The following is a 15,775-nucleotide window of genomic DNA, read 5'->3' on the forward strand; positions in this document are numbered from 1 at the left end:
GCCATCTTTTGCGCAAGGTCAACAAAAGATGGCGGAAACGTTGCGAAAGTGCCGGAGTGGAGTAAGCGCTTACTGCGTTCGCCACCGGGCTCAAGCACGGTGGTGCGCCAGCACGTTGACCACCGTTCCACCCGGGTCCGCCACGAAGAACCGGCGCACGCCCCACGGCTCGTCGGTCAGCGGGTAGACGATCCGCAGCCCGCGGCGCACGGCTTCGGCGTGCGCCGCGTCGACCGCCGCCGGTTCGCCGACGTCGATGCCGAAGCGCGGCGGCGGGTCCTCGTGGCCGGGTGGGGGGATGAGCAGCTGCGCGGTGGGTTCGTCCGGCGAGCGCAGGCAGACGACCGGCTCTTCCATGGCGAGTTCGAGCCCGAACACCTCGGTGTAGAACTCCCGGGACGCGGCGAGGTCGGTGCCCTCGGCGTAGGGGTGGATCCTCCTGATCATCCGCCCATGGTCGCCGCCACCCACCCGGGTGGCTTGGAGAAAGGGGAGGTGCGCCGACTGCCGCGGCGGAATCTGGGTACTCCCCGGCCACGAAGCGAATCGAAGGGTGGAGCCCGATGCCTTCCTACCGCCACACCGGCACCGTCGACGTGCCGGCGGCAGACCTCTTCGGCTACCTCGCCGAGCCGGGCAACCTGCCGGACTTCCTGCCCGCGATGACCGAGGTGCACCGCGAGGGCGGTGGCCAGGTGCACGTCGAGGCCGAAGTGGGCGGCAAGCACGTCGAGGGTGAGGCGTGGCTGCGGGTGGACGAAGCCGCCAGGACCCTGCGCTGGGGCTCGCCCGGCGAGGACGACTACCACGGCGAGCTGAGCGTGGCCGAGCGCGAGCCGGGCACCAGCGAGGTCGAGATCCAGCTGCACACCGAACGCGCCGGTGGTGAGGAAATCCAGCGTGGGCTGGAGGAAGCGGTGGCCACGCTGGCGCAGCGGGCCGCGGCGGAGACCGACCGGGCGGCGGCCGAGCACCAGGAGGGCTGGTCCTGACCCGGCCTGGCAGCTAGCGGACAACCTCCCGCCGCGGCGGTTCCGGCGCCATAGGGTCGAGCTCATTCGAGTTCGGACGCTGGGGGTTTCGATGCCGGGAACGTTGCGGTGGGCTTCGCCCCTGCTCGCCTCGACCGCGGTGGTCTGGGGCCTGCTGGCACTGGTCGGCTCGGTGGTCACGCCCACCGAACCCCGGTACCGTCTGGTCGAAGTGGACCAGGGCTGGAGCGTGCCGGAGCTGGCCGTGGTGGCGGTGGGGCAGGTGGTGCTGTGCGTGCTGGTGCGCCTCGGCAGGCAGTGGGCGCGGGTGTGCCTGACCCTCACCGCGGTTCCGCTGGGGCTGCTGGCTTTCTGGATGATCGCCGACTTCGACGGCGGGGACAGCCTCGTCGTCCTGCTGGCCATGTGGCTCCTCCTCGGCGTCAGCGTGCTCGGCGTGGTCCTGCTGTACTCGCCGTCGACCAACGCCTACTTCGCCCGGGTGCGGCGGCTGCGGGCGGCGGCGAGGCCGCCACTGCCGGGCTGACGCACCGCGCTTCCCGCGCTCGTGGTGTCATCGCCTCATGAGTCAGCCGGAAACGGACGAGGTCCAGTTGGACGCCGTTCGCCGCGGGGACTTCGGGGCCTGCGACGAGTTGTTCCGCCGTCACGCCGCCGTCGCGAGGCGCGCCGCGTCGCGCTGGGTGCAGGATTCCGCCGAACGCGACGACCTGGTGGCCGAAGCGTTCGTGCGGGTGCTGATCGCCGTGCGCTCGGGTTCGGGGCCGCGGCGGGAACTGCGGCCGTACCTGCTGACCACGATGCGGAACCTGGCGGTCAGCTGGCAGCGGCGGCACGCCATGGTCGAGCTGCCGGGGGAGGTGCCGGACCGCCCGGTCGCCGGCACCGGGGCCGACGAGCTGACCCTGCGCCGGTGGCAGGCGGGCCTGGCCTGGCGGGCGTTCTGCCGGTTGCCCGGCCGGTGGCGGACGGTGTTGTGGCACACCGAGGTCGAAGGCACCCCGGCGGTCGAACTGGCGCCGCTGCTGGGGGTTTCGCCGAACGGCGTCGCCGTGCTCGCGGTGCGGGCCAGGGAAGGGCTGCGCCGGGCGTACCTGCAGGCGCAGGTGCCGGAGAGCAGCAAGCCCGAATGCGGCGAGGTCCGCGCGGACATGGGTTCCTGGGTGCGCGACGGGTTGTCGCCGCGCCGCGCCGGCCGGATCGCCACGCACGTCGACCGGTGCGCCGGTTGCCGGGCGGTGGTCGCCGGGCTGACCGAGACCAACCGGGAACTGCGGCCGGCCATGGCCCGGCGGCACGCCGGTGCGGTGGTGGTACCACTGTCCGCCGGAGTGGCGACCGGGGGTGGCAAGGTCGCGGCCGTGGTGGCCGCCGCGGTGGTCGCGGTGGCGGGCGGTGGGGTGCCGATCCCCCCACCGGCCCCCGTTGCGCCGTCCGCCCCACCGGCGGCCCTCGCCGAACCGCTGCCGGGGCCGAGGCCGTCGGTGGAACCGAGACCGGTGGTGGAGCCGGGACCGGTGGTGGAGCCGGGGCCGGTGGTGGCCGAGCCGCCCGGCTCCCGGCGGACTTCCGCCCCCGCACCGGCGACCGCCGTTCCGCGGACCGGCGGGGTCACGGTTCACCCGGGTGAGCGGTCTGTCCCCGCCGAGTCGGCGTGCTCGGGCCGGGGATGCGGTAATGCGAAGGCGGACAAGGCGAAGAGCGGAGGGAACAAATGGGGAGGGAAGCCGGCCCCGCCGGGTCTTTCGAAATCGGGCGCGAAGTCGTCTACCACCCCGCCGGGACAGCTGAAGAAGCACGGCGGGGGCTGATCGCCGGCCCCGCGGTGGTCGACAGCTACACCGAAACCACCTGGATTCCCGTCCGCGGCAACGAACAGGCCGACGACCGCGAACCGCAGTGGGTGCGGGCGGCCAACATCATCGACGTGCTGGTTCCCTGAGGCAGACCCTCGCCAGCTGGGTGGTTCGCCGGTAATGTCCAGCTGGTGGTGTGGTCGTGAGCGGAACCGGAGCCCGTGAAGTCGCCAGGAGCGCACCGTTCCAGCTGGCCGCGCGGCTCGGCATCGTGGCCTACGGCGTGGTGCACCTGCTCGTCGCGTGGCTGTCGGTGCAGGTGGTGCTGGGCCAGGGCGCGGGCAAGACCGACAAAACCGGGGCGCTGCAATCGATTTCCGGCGGTGCCTGGGGCGACCTGCTGCTCTGGCTGATCACCGGCGGCCTCGCCGTCACGGCGTTGTGGCAGGCGTTCACCGCGGCGACCGGCAGCTGGCGCACCGGTGCCGAGCGCTGGGTGCGGGTGATGAACCTCGGTGAAGTGGTGCTGTTCGGCTACCTGGCCTTCCTCGCGGGCAAGCTCGCGGCCGGTTCCCCGGCGTCGTCCACCGACAGCGCCCAGTTCGGCCTGATCGACACCCTGCTGCGCCAGTCCTGGGGCAAGCCGGTGGTGGTGGTGCTCGGTGTGGCGGTCATCGCGGCCGGGGCGTTCATCGCCCGCCACGGCATCGCGCGGCGGTTCAGCCGGGAACACGACCTCGGCGGGGCGAGCCGGTGGACCAGGACGGCCGTGGCCCGCCTCGGCCAGATCGGCTACACCGCGCTCGGCACGGTGTACGCGGTGGTCGGCGCGCTGGTGGTGCTCGCCGCGGTGCAGCACAAGCCGGAGCAGGCCACCGGGATCGACGTGGCGCTGAAGAACCTGGCGGGCCGCCCGTACGGCGCGGTGCTGCTGGTGGCGATCGCCGTCGGACTGGCCGCCTTCGCCGTGTTCACCTTCTTCGACGCGCGGTTCCGCCGCGCCGAATAGGTACGGATCCAGTGCGGGGGTGTCACGCGCCCCGGTTTTTATTGTGACTACGGCGAAGACCTCGCCCTGTTCTTGGCTGGGGGCCGGGGCGGGGTGGGGGGTCTGGGCGGTGGCTCCTGTTCGTGCGCCCGGCTGCGCGTTGGGTGGGTGGGGTGGGGCTGGGCGACCACTCACAAAACCGGTTCGATGAGCGCCCCCACCAGCCTGGGGAGCACCTCGCTCAGATAGCGCCGCCCCGCATCGGGAGCCGTGTCGAGCAGGGTGCGTTCCAGCATCGCCTCGTACAGGGCGGTGATCGTGACGACCGCGCTGCGTGGCTCGACGGTCAGCCGGGCGCCGAGCCGGTCGAGCAGGCCGAGCAGGATCTCGGCGAACGCCGCGTGGAAGCGGTTCTCGGCGGCCGCCGCGGCTTCGCGCAGTTCGGGCAATCGCAGCGCCTGGGCCCGGAACTCGGTGTAGAGCAGGTACCAGGTGGTGTCCGAGGTGATCGAATCGGCGAACAGCGCGCTGGCCTTCCCGGCGATCTCGGCGACGTCCGCCATGGACGGTGAGGTGGTGGCCGCGGCCGCCGCGGTCACCGCGCGGCGGAACCGCTCCGCCCGCTGATCCATCTGCACCTCGTACAGGGCCAGGAACAGCTCCTCCTTGCTGGCGAAGTTCGAGTAGAACGCGCCGCGGGTGAACCCGGCCCGCTCGCAGATCTCCTCGACCGGGGCATCGCGGATGCCGGTCTCGCTGAACACCTGGTAGGCCGCGTCGATCAGCCGCCGCCGCGTCTCGGCCCGTCGCCGCGACAGGCCACCCGTTCTGGTCATCAACCTTTGTCATCCCGCTCGTTGAGGTACCCGTCACCCGAACTCGAACGATACACGGTGCATCGGATACATTGTGTATCGCGATACACCGTGTATCCATTGCGGAAGGGAGCCGCTTCGTGTCGTCGTTCCTCTACCGCCTCGGCCGGGGCGCCGCGCGGGCTCGCGGGCTGGTCCTGGTGCTGTGGGTGGTGGTGCTCGGCGTCACGGGCGGCGCGGCGGCGCTGCTGAACCAGGGCACGGACGACAACTTCGCCATCCCCGGTTCCGAATCGCAGGAGGCGCTCGACCACCTCGGCCGGGTGTTCCCCGAGGTCAGCGGCACCTCGGCGCAACTGGTGCTGGTGGTCGAGGAAGGCGCACGGGTCGACACCACCCGCGAAGCGGTGGCCGAGGCGGTCACCCGGATCAACGCGGTGGACCAGGTCGCCACCGCGGTCGACCCGTTCGGCGGCAACGTCTCCGGTGCACTGTCCGAGGACGGCCGGGCCGCGTTGATCGCCGTGCCGCTGGAGGTCGGACTGGCCGACGTGACCCCCGGGACGAGGACCGCGTTGTCGGCGATCGCCGCCGATCTCGCCACGGCGACCGGGGGCCGGGTCCACACCGGCGGCGACGCCTTCTCCGACCGCGTGCCCGAGCTCAGCCCGACCGAGGGCATCGGCCTGGTGATCGCGCTGCTGGTGCTGGTGCTGGTGTTCCGCTCGCTGATCGCGTCGGTGATGCCGCTGCTCACCGCCGTGCTCGGGGTGGGCGTTTCGATGGGCCTGGTCTACCTGGCCACCCTGGTCACGCCGATCTCGTCGACCGCGCCGATGCTGGCGGTGATGCTCGGGCTGGCGGTCGGCATCGACTACGCGCTGTTCCTGCTTTCGCGGCACCGCGACCAGCTCGCCGAAGGCATGGCCGTGGCGGAGTCCATCGCCAGGGCCACCGCGACGGCCGGTTCCGCGGTCATCTTCGCCGGGCTCACCGTGGTGATCGCGTTGCTCGGCCTGTCGGTCGCGGGCATCCCGTTCCTGACCACGATGGGCATCGCCGCCGCGGTGGCCGTCGCGCTGGCGGTGGGCATCGCGATCACCCTGGTGCCCGCCCTGCTTTCCTTCGCGGGCAAGCGTTTGCGCCCACGCCGACCACGCGGTCGGCGCAGGCGCCGCCGCAAGCCGCAGGTGGCCCGCTGGTGGGTGCGCGCGGTGACGCGGGTGCCGCTGGTGACCGTGCTGGTGGTGGTCGCCGGACTGGCCGTGTGCGCGATCCCCGCCGTGGACCTGCGGCTGGCGTTGCCGGACAACGGGACCGAAGCCGAAGGCACCCCGGCCCGCGAGACCTACGACGTGCTCAGCGAGCACTTCGGCCCGGGGTTCAACGGGCCGCTGATCGTCACCGCCGACATCATCACCAGCACCGATCCGATCGGCCTGGTCAACCGGCTCGCCGACGAGATCCGCACGCTGCCCGGGGTCGAGTCGGTCCCGCTGGCCACCCCGAACCCGAAGGGCGACACCGGCATCATCCAGGTGGTCCCGGCCACCGCCCCGGATTCCCCGCAGACCGACGAGCTGGTGGAACGCCTGCGCGGGCAGGAGCAGCACTTCCTCGACGCCTACGGCACGCAGACCGCGGTCACCGGCATCACCGCCGTGGGCATCGACGTCTCCGCGCAGCTGGGCAGTGCGCTGCTGCCGTTCGGGGTGCTGGTGGTCGGGCTGTCGCTGGTGTTGCTGGCCATGGTGTTCCGGTCGATCTGGGTGCCGGTCAAGGCCACCGCCGGTTACCTGCTCTCGGTCGGCGCGGCCTTCGGCGCCACGTCGTTCGTCTTCGGCCAGGGGCACTTCGCCGAGCTGCTGCGGGTCAGCCACACCGGCAGCGTGATCAGCTTCCTGCCGATCATCCTGATGGGTGTCCTCTTCGGACTCGCCATGGACTACGAGGTGTTCCTGGTTTCCCGCATCCGCGAGGACTACGTGCACCGCGGCGACCCGCACCACGCCATCGAAACCGGGTTCGTCTCGGCGTCGCGGGTGGTGGTCGCGGCGGCGGTGATCATGTTCGCGGTGTTCGCCGCGTTCGTGCCCGAGGGCAGCGCCACCATCAAGCCGATCGCGTTCAGCCTGGCGGTCGGTGTGTTCGTGGACGCCTTCCTGGTGCGGATGACGCTGGTGCCCGCCGTGCTGGCCCTGCTCGGGCACCGCGCGTGGGGGCTGCCGCCGAAGCTCGACCGCGCGCTGCCGGTGTTCGACGCGGAAGGCGACGCGCTGGTGCGTGAACTGCGCCTGGCGGACTGGCAGGGGCGCGACGAGGCGATCAGCGCCCGCGGCCTGCGCGTGGAGGACGACCGCGGCCGCCCGGTGTTCCGCGAACTCGACCTGCACCTGGCGCGCGGGGGAGTGCTGGTGCCGCACGGCACCGGGGCCACCGGCAAGACCGCCCTGCTGTACGCCCTCGGCGGCCGGATCACCAAGCTGCACGGGGATCTGAAGGTGCTCGGCCGGGTGCTGCCGCAGCACACGCACGCGTTGCGCCGCGACGTCACGGTGATCCCGTGCCGCGACACCGCCGAACCCGATCGCGAAGTGGCCGGTGCGCTCGACGACGGCGTCGAACTGGTCCTCATCGACGACGTGGACCTGGTGCTGCGCACCGATTCCCGTGACCGCCTGCGGGAACTGCTGGCGCGGCGGCACACCCGCTCCGGGCGGCCGGTCTCGTTCGTGCTGACCTGCCAGGACCCCGAGCGCATCCGGGACCTGCTGCCCGCCACCGCCCAGCCGCTCGCCCTCCGCACGCCCGTCGAGGTCCCGTGATGCTCAAACCGTTCGCCAACTCCGCCCGCGCCCTGGCTGCCGGGCCGCTGACCTGGAAGAGCTGGGCCGGGCTGATCGCCGTGCCGGTACTGGTGATGGGGCTGCTCACCTGGGCGTTCTGGTCGCCGGTCACCGATCACGGCACGGCCACCGCCGCGGTGGTGAACAACGACGAGCCGGTCACCGTCAACGGCCAGACCATTCCGCTGGGACGGCAGCTGGCCGGGAACCTCACGCACCACACCGAATCCGCGTACGACTGGGTGCTCACCGACGCCGAGGACGCGGCGAGCGGCCTGGCCGACGGCACCTACACCGCGGTGGTCACCATTCCGCGGGAGTTCTCCGCCCGCGGCACGTCCACCGCCACCGCCCAGCCGCTCGACACCACCAAGGCCGTGCTCGACGTGAAGACCGCGTCGGCGGCGGGGGTGGTGGACCCGGCGCTGGCCGAGCAGGTCGGGCAGGCCACCCGGCAGGCGCTCAACCAGCAGGTGGTGGAGACCTACCTGGACAACGTCTACGTCGGGTTCACCACCATCCACGGGCAGGTCAACCAGGCCGCCGACGGCGCGGGCCAGCTGGCCGACGGCTCCGGCCGGTTGCGTGACGCCGCGGGCCGACTCGCCGAAGGCGCGGGCGAACTCGCCGGCGGCACCACCGAACTCGCCGCCGGTTCGGCCAAGCTGTCCGAGGGCCTCACCCGGGCCGAACGCGACACCGCCCGACTGCCCGAGCTGACCAGGAAACTGGCCGACGGCGCCGAGCAGGTGGCGCAGGGCAACCAGCAGCTCGCGGACACGGTGGTGCCGCTGGCCGACCGCATCATCGCGGCGATCGACGCGCTGCCGTCGGCCGAGCACACCGCCGCGGAGTTCCGCCGGCTCGCGGACGGGTGCACCGCCGCCCCGGAGTTCTGCGGGGACCTGCGGGCCGTCGCCGACCGGTTCACCACCGACGCGCAGGAGATCGACCAGGCCGGGAGCGGCATCCGCGAGGCGGCGGTCCAGGCCCGCGACGCCGTGCGGGCGCTGGCCGGCGGTGCCCGCCAGGTCGCCGACGGCAACGCCGAACTGGCCGGGCGGGCCGGGGAGCTGACCGAGGGCATCGCGTCCGCCGCGCAGGGCGCCCGTGCGCTCGACGACGGTGTGCGGCAGGCGGATTCGGGCGCGGGTGAACTCGCCTCGGGTGCCGGGCAGCTCGACGACGGCGTGACCGAGGTCGACGACGGCGCCCGGCAACTGGCCACCGAACTGGACCGGGGCCGCGACCAGGTGCCCAGCTACACCGACGACGAACGCGCGCACCTGAAGACGATCGCCGCCGACCCGACCGCCGCGACCGTGGACGGCACACCGGTCGGCACGCTCGCGGTCACCCTGTTCGCCGCGCTGGCGTTGTGGGCGCTGGCGCTGGCGACCTACCTCGTCACCTGCGCCGTGCCGGACGCCGTGCTCACCGCGCGGGAGCCGACCTGGCGCATCATCGTGCGGGCCGCCCTGCCGGGGGCCACCGCCGCCGCACTGGCCGCGATCGCCATCAGCGCCATCGCGATCCCGGTGCTGCGCCCCGGTTTCGCCGGCGCGCTCGGCTTCCTGGCCGTCGCCCTGCTGGCGGCGTTCGCCTTCGTCGCGCTGAACCAGGCGGCCACGGCGATCTTCGGCCGGGCCGGTCGCCTCGCTTCGCTGGCGGTGCTGGTGCTCGGCGCGGCCACCGGCATCCTGTCCACCTTGCCGGGGCCGCTGTACGCGCTCGCCGACCACCTGCCCACCCACGGCGCCGTGCTCGCCCTGCGTGCCACCGTCACCGGTGATCCCGGCCTGCTCAGCGGGATCGCGGAGCTGGTGGCCTGGCTGGTGCTCGGCACGCTGGCCACCATCGTGGTCACCGATCGCCGCCGCTACCTCTCCGGCCGCCACCTGCGCCTAAGCTCGCGGAATGGGGCTTGAGCAACGGCAACGGCGGCTGCTGGCGGACTGGCTGCCCGGGGCCGAGGTGGTGCGGGACCACAGCTGGGGGCTGATCGGCACGACGGTGCTGGAGGTGCGGCACGAGGACGCCCGGTACATCGTCAAGGCCGCCGCCGATGGTGAGCACCACCACGTGCGTGAGCTGCGGGCGCACGAGAACTGGCTGGCGCCGTGGACTTCCCGCGGTCTCGCCCCGGAACTGGTGCACGCCGATCCCGTGGCCCGGTTGCTGGTGACGCGGTTCGTGCCGGGGGAGCTGGTGGAGGGGCACGAAGCCGAGCGGGAGCCGGAAACCTACCGGCAGGCGGGGCGGCTGCTGGCGCTGCTGCACGGGCAGTCCGCCGTCGAGGACCCGGATTTCGAAGCACGCGAGCAGGCGAAGGCGTTGCGGCGGCTGGCCGAGGAGCACCGCATCGATCCGGCGACCGCGGACCGGCTGCGGGCGGAGGTGGCGTCGTGGCCGACTCCGCCCGTCCTGCTGGTCCCGACCCACGGTGACTGGCAGCCACGCAACTGGCTGGTGCACGAGGGCGTGGTGCGGGCGATCGACTTCGGCCGCGCGGACCTGCGCCCGGCGGCGAGCGATTTCACCAGGCTCGCCGCCCAGCAGTTCCGCGCGGACGCGGCGCTCGAAGCCGCGTTCCTGGCCGGTTACGGTGGTGATCCGCGTGAGGCGGGTGCCTGGCACCGGGACCGCGTCCGCGAGGCGATCGGCACGGCGGTGTGGGCGTACCGGGTGGGCGACCGGGAGTTCGAGCGGCAGGGGCACCGGATGATCGCCGAGGCGCTCCAGGACTAGGGGCGGCGGAACAGCATCGGCACCAGGCGGCGGTGCACGGCGGACAGCGGTGGCCAGACCACGTGCCCGAGGCGGCGGTCGTACCGCAGCAGGGTGACCAGCGAAACCCGCCCGGGGACCACCTTGAACACCAGGTTCGCGGAGAGGAACCAGGATTCGGTTTCCAGCCGGATCCAGTCGTCGCCGCGGTCGGCGATCCGCCAGCCCGCCACGGTTCCCGGCGACGCCGGTCGCAGCCGCAGGCCGAGGAAACCGCGCCAGATCAGGCGTTCGCCGGGAGTGGGGGCGTCGCCGAAGAGCTTTCTCGCCCATTGCTCCGGGGTGGCGACCACGTCGGTGCCGAGCGTGAACGCGTCGGCGTAGTGGGCGTCCGGCAGGGAGCCGAGCGCGCGGAGTTCCGCGGGGACGTCGCGGGTGCCGGTGATGAGGGCGACCATGTCGGCTCCGTTCTATACGATGGCGTATAGAACGGACTCTATACGCCTGCGTATAAAACGGAAATGGTGAGGTGGGACACGTCGTGCGCACACCGCGGGACAAGTGGGTCGAAGAGGGGCTGGCGGTGCTGGCCAGCGGCGGCGTCGACGCGGTCCGCGTGGAGGCGCTGGCGAAACGCCTCGGCGTCACCAAGGGCGGCTTCTACGGCTACTTCGACGATCGCGGTGCCCTGCTCGAAGCGATGCTGGACACGTGGGAACGCGAGAGCGTCGACGAGGTGCTGGAGCGGGTGGAGCGGGAGGGCGGCAGCCCGAAGGAGAAGGCGCACCGGGCCGGCGTGCTCACCTTCTCCAGTGATCGCCTGCTGCCCATCGACCTCGCCGTGCGGGACTGGGCCCGCCGAGACGCCGCGGTCGCCCAACGCCTGCGACGGGTGGACGACCGGCGAATGGGCCTGCTGCGCGAAATGATCGGCACCTTCTGCGCCGACCCCGACGAGGTGGAGGCTCGCAGCACCATCGCCTTCTGCGTGGCGATCGGTGCGCACTTCCTGGTGGCCGACCACAACGGCCGGAGCCGGGCGGAGGTCCTGGCCCGGGCTGCGGATCTGCTGCTTGACCGCTGACTTCACCAGAACCAGCGCCCGGGCGCCGCACTCCTGCGCGGTCGTTGACCCGGCCGCGAGGCAGGCCCAGGTTCCCTGCTTGGTTGCCAACTCCACCAGGGGGCAGGGCCCGAGCGCTGACCGCTGAGCAGGCGCCCGCCGCCCTTACAGCTCCACCGCGGAAGCTCCCGGTGCCTGGGGCTGTTCGATGAACCCCCGGAACACCTCCAGCGCATCGTTCAGGGACAGGGCAGCACAGTGGGCCTTGAACGTCCGCCCATCCGATTCGGCCCAGACCCACTGCTCCGGCCCCGGTTCGGTCTTCGTCATGGCCAGGAGGCGGTGTTCGAAATCGGTGTCCGCGAGGTCGACCTCGAACCACCAGCCCGGGTTGTCCAGGGTGCCCATCGTGACCCCGAACTCGTGTTCCCAGTCGCCATCGCACTGTGCGGCGTACCAGTCTTGGAGGAACTGCAAAGGGTGCATGCCCACGAGTGTGCTGATCCCGCACACCGCCGTCGCACTATTTTGCTGTCGAGTCCCGTTCAGCGGGTGGATCGTCCATCGCGGTGGTGTCGCGCGGGGGGAGGAAGGGTTCCTGCTCCGGTGGGACGCCCTCCTCGATCCGGCCACCGCGGGTCAACTCGGCGTCGAACTCGGCGCCGAGCAGGACGGCGATGTTGGAGATCCACAGCCAGACCAGGAACACGATCACCCCGGCCAGCGAGCCGTAGGTCTTGTTGTAGGAACCGAAGTTCGCCACGTACAACGCGAACCCGCCGGAGGCCAGCAGCCACAGCACCACGGCCAGCACGCCACCGGGGCTGAGCCACCGGAACCCCGGCTGGCGCACGTTCGGCGCCGCCCAGTACAGCAGGGCGAAGGCCAGGCTGATCAGCAGCGCCAGCACCGGCCACTTGGCGATGTCCCAGACCAGCACCCCGGCCGAACCGACGCCGAGCCAGCGGCCGACGCGGTCGGCGATCCCGCCGGTGGCCACGACGGCGGCCGCGCACACCGCCAGCAGCAGCACCAGCGCCGCGGTCAGGCCGACCCGCAGCGGCAGCGTCTTCCACAGCGGGCGGCCCTCCTCCACCTCGTAGATGCTGTTGGACGCCCGCATGAACGCCCCGATGTACCCGGAAGCCGTCCACAGCGCGCCCAGCAGGCCGATGATCGCCAGCGGACCGGCCAGTCCCCGCGAACCCTGCAGTTCCTTGATCGCGCCGACGAGCAGATCGGTGCCCCCGCCGGGCCCCATCCGCTCGACGGCTTCGATCAGCACCCCGATGGTGTTCGGCCCCAGCAGGCCCAGCACCGCGCTGAGCACGATGATCGCCGGGAACAGCGACAGCACGCTGTAGTAGGTCAGCGCCGCCGCCCAGTCGGTCAGGTTGTCCCGCTGGAACTCCTTGACCGTGCGCCGGAGCACCTGCCACCAGGATCTTCGCGACAGGTCGGTCGGCCCGTCCGCCACCGTGCTCACCGGCCCAGCGCGGAGCGGATGGCGTCCCTGGCGCGGTCCATGATCGCCACCGGCGGCCCGAGCAGCAGGTTGGCGGTGGCGCTCTCCACGCCGGGGTGCGGCCGGGTCGGGGCGATGGCTTCGGCCACCTTCGCGGTCTGGGCCATCGCGCGCAGTCGTTCTTCGGTCAGTTCCTTGCGCAGCAACGGGAATTCCTCCCGCTCCTCGTGCTCGGCGTGTGCCACGACGTCTTCGCGCAGCTGCACCAGCAGCGTGTCGAACCCGTCCGCCTCCGGCCCCATTTTGTCCAATGTGGACAGAAGTTCCTTGGCGCGGTGCTCCTCGGCGATGCGGGCTTCGACCACCGGTTTCCCGGCGGTGAGGTCGCGCACGACCGGGTGCACCACCTCCTCTTCGGCGGTCTCGTGCACGGCCAGCAACCGGACGAGGTCGCGGAACAGGTCCCGGCGCCGGTCATCGGCGGCCGTCTCCAGCTCGGCGAACAACGCCTTGATCTCCTGGTGCTGGCGCTGCAGGAAGTCGACGATGTCTTCGTGGTTGTCGGCAGTCATGCTCCGGAGGTACCCAGCCGCGGCCGAGCCATGCGCGGCAGACGACGATGAGCAAGGCCACTTCGACCGGGATGCCGCCGTAGTACATCCACTGGCTCGCCACCGGGTCTTCGGGGTACAGCGATTTGGCCAGCACGTTGTGCGCGGCGAGGGCGAGCACGAGCACCGCCGCCCGCCTGCCCGGCCGCCACCGGTGCGGCGCGGGATCCGGACCCCCCGTCACGGCGAAGGTGAACAGGTACCCCGCCGCCAGCAGGTGGCCGTGCACCAGCAGGTTCAACCACGGCTGGTGGTGCACCGCGGCGGAGAGCCCGGTCCGGTAGAGCACCCAGAGCCCGCCCACGTTCAGCACCCCCGCCACGACCGGGTTCGTCAGCACGGCGGCCACCGGCGAGGCCAGCAGCCTGGCCACCGGGCGGGCCCGGGGCACCGGCAGCGCCCGCAGCAGCAGGGTGACCGGTGCCGCCGCGACCAGCAGCAGCGGAGCCAGCATCCCGGCCAGCAGGTGTCCCACCAGGTGCGGGAACGAGCCGACCAGCGGAACCGCGACCGCCGTGCAACCGGCGGTCCACAGCAGCAACCGGGACAGCGGCCAGGCGGTTCCCCGGCGCCACAACCGGTTCGCCGCGGCGAGGTAGGCCAGCAACGCGGTGGCGGCCAGCACCAGCGCGACCCAGCGCGGACCGTCGAGCGCACTGGTCCAGTCCGCGTGGTGGTTCACCGGGAGGCGGTCCGCGCGCCCACCACGATCCCGGCCACCAGCAGGACCGCCGCGCTCAGGTTCCACACCAGGTCGTACGCGGTCAGGTCCACCTCGTACCGGATCTGGTGCAGGCCGAACACCTTGTGCTGCACCAGCCCGTCGTACAACTGGAACAGGCCGACCCCGACGAGGAAACCGCCCGTGCACACCGAGCCGCGGAACGCGCCCGTGCGGCGGAGCCCGGCGATCACGAACAACGCGGCCACCGTGGCGAACCAGCTGAACGCGTGGAACAACCCGTCCGAAACCAAGCCGGCCGAGGTGGTCGAGCGGTCGTAGAAGTGGTGCCAGTGCAGCAACTGGTGGAAGACCACCTCGTCGACAAAGGCGATGGTGCCCACGCCCAGCAGGAAACCGGCGAGCAGGTTGCGCCGGTACCGAGCGGTCACGGCTTCGGGTTCGGCAGGTCGAGGTCCCGGTGCCGGGTGGCCAGCGTCTGGGCGAGGTCGGCGAGCTTGGTGTTGAGGTCCTGCGAGGTCTTGCGCAGCATCGCGAACGCCTCGTCCGCATCCATCCCGCGGCGGGCCATCAGAATGCCCTTGGCCTGCCCGATCACGTCCCTGGTCTCGATGGCCTCGCGCAGCTGGGCCTGCTGCAGTTCGGCCCGGGTGACCGCCTGGGTGTGCGCCAGCGCCAGCGCCCCGTGCGTGGCCAGCAGCAACGAGATGCCGTTCACCTCGTCGCCCAGCTTCCCGCCCGAGTAGACGTTCAGCGCCCCGCGGGTGGTGATGAGGTCGCCGGGATCGGGGATCAGCGCGGTGGACAGCACCGAGGTGAACCCCAGGTCGGCGGCGGCGGGGCCGTACTTCGGCCACTTCTCGTCCTGGGCCAGGTCACTGCTGCCCGCCGAGGCCGGGCCTTCCGGGCGCGCGGTGTCCAAGCACGGCCCCTCCTGCAACTGGTTCTGCAGCCGGTCGAGTTCGCCTGCCAGCGGTGGGGTGCCGATCGGGGTGTGCAGCTTGCCGGTCCGGTCCTTCAGGCTGATGCTGACCAGGTCGGCGCCCGGGATCAGCCGTTCGGCGGCGGCCGTGACGTGGCCGAGCACGTCCGCGACGGTGGAGGCGTCCAGCAGTGACCGGGTGAGCACCGCGAACTCCCTGGCGAGCGGCTCGCCGTTCATCGAGGTACCTCCTGGTGGCTGGGTCATCAATCACCCGGGTACCAACGTGCCGCCGGATCTAACCACCGAACGGCGGTTCCGGCACGGCGAAGGCCGGGATGCGCGGGACCGGCGAGGCCGGTGGCGGCCCCGGCTCGCCCGCCACCACGCGCAGCACCGCCGTGCCGTCGCGGACCTCGGCCAGTTGCAGGGCGAGCACCCCGTCCGCGGGCTTCGGGGCTGCTCGCGGGCCGGTGCTGCACGACGACCCGCCGCCGTTCTCGTGGAACGTCGAGATGCAGTCGGTGGACAGGGTCCCGGTGCCGGTACCGGTGTCGAACCGGATCCCGTTGCCCTCCACCGCCTGGACCACCAGCTTGGTGATGCCGCCGGTGCCGCCGAGCGGGATTTCGGCGGGACCGCTGAGCAGCACTTCGCAGTTGCCGTCGGCGCAGGCGGAGTAGTCGCGGGCGTCAGCGGCGGTCGGTGGTGCCGCCGGGGTTCCGGCCGCACCGCAGCCGGTGAGCAGGAGCGTGCCCGCGAGCAGGGCCGGAGTTCTGGTCCGCACGCCGGGCAGCGTAGGCCGGCCACGGCGATCCCCTGGCCACGCGGCAGCTTGCGGCCATTCCGGGAGCCCTCCCGGACCGCG

General features: G+C 72.1%; 18 protein-coding genes. 8 read left to right on the top strand and 10 right to left on the bottom strand.

Translation table 11 applies throughout. From position 1 onward, the window contains the following. Nucleotides 1-90 precede the first annotated feature (90 nt). Nucleotides 91-447 carry a VOC family protein gene (locus tag AC07EG_RS18010; protein ID WP_478254234.1) on the bottom strand — a complete coding sequence of 119 codons (357 nt, stop codon included), beginning with the start codon at nt 445-447 and terminating at the stop codon, nt 91-93. 116 nt (nt 448-563) lie between these two features. On the opposite strand from AC07EG_RS18010, the gene AC07EG_RS18015 reads away from it, so the two are divergent. The 4 genes from AC07EG_RS18015 to AC07EG_RS18030 all read left to right on the top strand — a co-directional run bounded on the left by AC07EG_RS18015 (nt 564) and on the right by AC07EG_RS18030 (nt 3,797). Next, nucleotides 564-992, top strand: coding sequence for an SRPBCC family protein (locus tag AC07EG_RS18015; RefSeq protein ID WP_478254235.1), 429 nt, complete (start codon nt 564-566; stop codon nt 990-992). A gap of 91 nt (nt 993-1,083) precedes the next feature. Then, on the top strand, nt 1,084-1,518 hold the full coding sequence (locus AC07EG_RS18020; protein WP_478254236.1) for a hypothetical protein: 435 nt from the start codon (nt 1,084-1,086) through the stop codon (nt 1,516-1,518). Nucleotides 1,519-1,555: 37 nt separating this feature from the next. Next, nucleotides 1,556-2,803 (top strand): sigma-70 family RNA polymerase sigma factor, encoded by a 1,248-nt coding sequence (locus AC07EG_RS18025; protein WP_478254237.1) that lies wholly within the window; start codon nt 1,556-1,558, stop codon nt 2,801-2,803. Between the two features lie 187 nt (nt 2,804-2,990). After that, the gene (locus tag AC07EG_RS18030) at nt 2,991-3,797 is read left to right on the top strand and encodes a DUF1206 domain-containing protein (RefSeq protein ID WP_478254238.1); all 807 of its coding nucleotides are present in this window, start codon (nt 2,991-2,993) and stop codon (nt 3,795-3,797) included. A 170-nt stretch (nt 3,798-3,967) separates the two neighbouring features. Here the strand turns inward: AC07EG_RS18030 and AC07EG_RS18035 are convergent, their stop codons facing one another. Continuing rightward, complete coding sequence (locus AC07EG_RS18035) at nt 3,968-4,612, bottom strand: TetR/AcrR family transcriptional regulator (RefSeq protein ID WP_478254239.1); 645 nt, start codon at nt 4,610-4,612, stop codon at nt 3,968-3,970. Nucleotides 4,613-4,731: 119 nt separating this feature from the next. Between AC07EG_RS18035 and AC07EG_RS18040 the strand changes: the two genes are divergently transcribed. From AC07EG_RS18040 to AC07EG_RS18050, 3 genes are read left to right on the top strand one after another with little or no spacing between them, the layout of a single operon-like run. Continuing rightward, a complete protein-coding gene (locus AC07EG_RS18040; protein WP_478254240.1) occupies nt 4,732-7,416 on the top strand; it encodes an MMPL family transporter in 2,685 nt (894 codons plus the stop codon). After that, nucleotides 7,416-9,365, top strand: coding sequence for a YhgE/Pip family protein (locus tag AC07EG_RS18045; RefSeq protein WP_478254241.1), 1,950 nt, complete (start codon nt 7,416-7,418; stop codon nt 9,363-9,365). The genes AC07EG_RS18040 and AC07EG_RS18045 overlap by 1 nt, the downstream gene beginning before the upstream one ends. After that, nucleotides 9,355-10,185 (top strand): phosphotransferase, encoded by an 831-nt coding sequence (locus AC07EG_RS18050; RefSeq protein WP_478254242.1) that lies wholly within the window; start codon nt 9,355-9,357, stop codon nt 10,183-10,185. Before AC07EG_RS18045 ends, AC07EG_RS18050 begins: the two co-directional genes overlap by 11 nt. On the opposite strand, the gene AC07EG_RS18055 is transcribed toward AC07EG_RS18050, so the two are convergent. Then, entirely contained in the window at nt 10,182-10,622 is a 441-nt protein-coding gene (locus AC07EG_RS18055; protein ID WP_478254243.1) for a hypothetical protein, read from the bottom strand. The two genes, AC07EG_RS18050 and AC07EG_RS18055, sit on opposite strands and share 4 nt — an antisense overlap. Nucleotides 10,623-10,705: 83 nt before the next feature. On the opposite strand from AC07EG_RS18055, the gene AC07EG_RS18060 reads away from it, so the two are divergent. Continuing rightward, on the top strand, nt 10,706-11,248 hold the full coding sequence (locus AC07EG_RS18060; protein WP_478254244.1) for a TetR/AcrR family transcriptional regulator: 543 nt from the start codon (nt 10,706-10,708) through the stop codon (nt 11,246-11,248). 144 nt (nt 11,249-11,392) lie between these two features. On the opposite strand, the gene AC07EG_RS18065 is transcribed toward AC07EG_RS18060, so the two are convergent. The 7 genes from AC07EG_RS18065 to AC07EG_RS18095 are packed head-to-tail and all read right to left on the bottom strand — an operon-like array spanning nt 11,393 to nt 15,694. Next, entirely contained in the window at nt 11,393-11,713 is a 321-nt protein-coding gene (locus AC07EG_RS18065) for an Imm53 family immunity protein (RefSeq protein WP_478254245.1), read from the bottom strand. Nucleotides 11,714-11,750: 37 nt separating this feature from the next. Then, complete coding sequence (locus AC07EG_RS18070) at nt 11,751-12,713, bottom strand: YihY/virulence factor BrkB family protein (RefSeq protein WP_478254246.1); 963 nt, start codon at nt 12,711-12,713, stop codon at nt 11,751-11,753. Beyond that, the gene (locus tag AC07EG_RS18075) at nt 12,710-13,264 is read right to left on the bottom strand and encodes a hemerythrin domain-containing protein (RefSeq protein WP_478254247.1); all 555 of its coding nucleotides are present in this window, start codon (nt 13,262-13,264) and stop codon (nt 12,710-12,712) included. The genes AC07EG_RS18070 and AC07EG_RS18075 overlap by 4 nt, the downstream gene beginning before the upstream one ends. Further along, nucleotides 13,167-13,985 carry a cytochrome c oxidase assembly protein gene (locus AC07EG_RS18080; RefSeq protein WP_478254248.1) on the bottom strand — a complete coding sequence of 273 codons (819 nt, stop codon included), beginning with the start codon at nt 13,983-13,985 and terminating at the stop codon, nt 13,167-13,169. Before AC07EG_RS18080 ends, AC07EG_RS18075 begins: the two co-directional genes overlap by 98 nt. After that, on the bottom strand, nt 13,982-14,416 hold the full coding sequence (locus AC07EG_RS18085) for a DUF2243 domain-containing protein (RefSeq protein ID WP_478254249.1): 435 nt from the start codon (nt 14,414-14,416) through the stop codon (nt 13,982-13,984). The genes AC07EG_RS18080 and AC07EG_RS18085 overlap by 4 nt, the downstream gene beginning before the upstream one ends. Beyond that, nucleotides 14,413-15,147, bottom strand: coding sequence for an ANTAR domain-containing response regulator (locus tag AC07EG_RS18090; protein ID WP_478254250.1), 735 nt, complete (start codon nt 15,145-15,147; stop codon nt 14,413-14,415). The genes AC07EG_RS18085 and AC07EG_RS18090 overlap by 4 nt, the downstream gene beginning before the upstream one ends. Before the next feature lie 58 nt (nt 15,148-15,205). After that, nucleotides 15,206-15,694: a hypothetical protein gene (locus tag AC07EG_RS18095; protein WP_478254251.1), complete on the bottom strand. Its 489-nt coding sequence runs from the start codon at nt 15,692-15,694 to the stop codon at nt 15,206-15,208. Between the last annotated feature and the right edge of the window lie 81 nt (nt 15,695-15,775).

This window comes from Amycolatopsis sp. NPDC045836 (assembly GCF_056431745.1).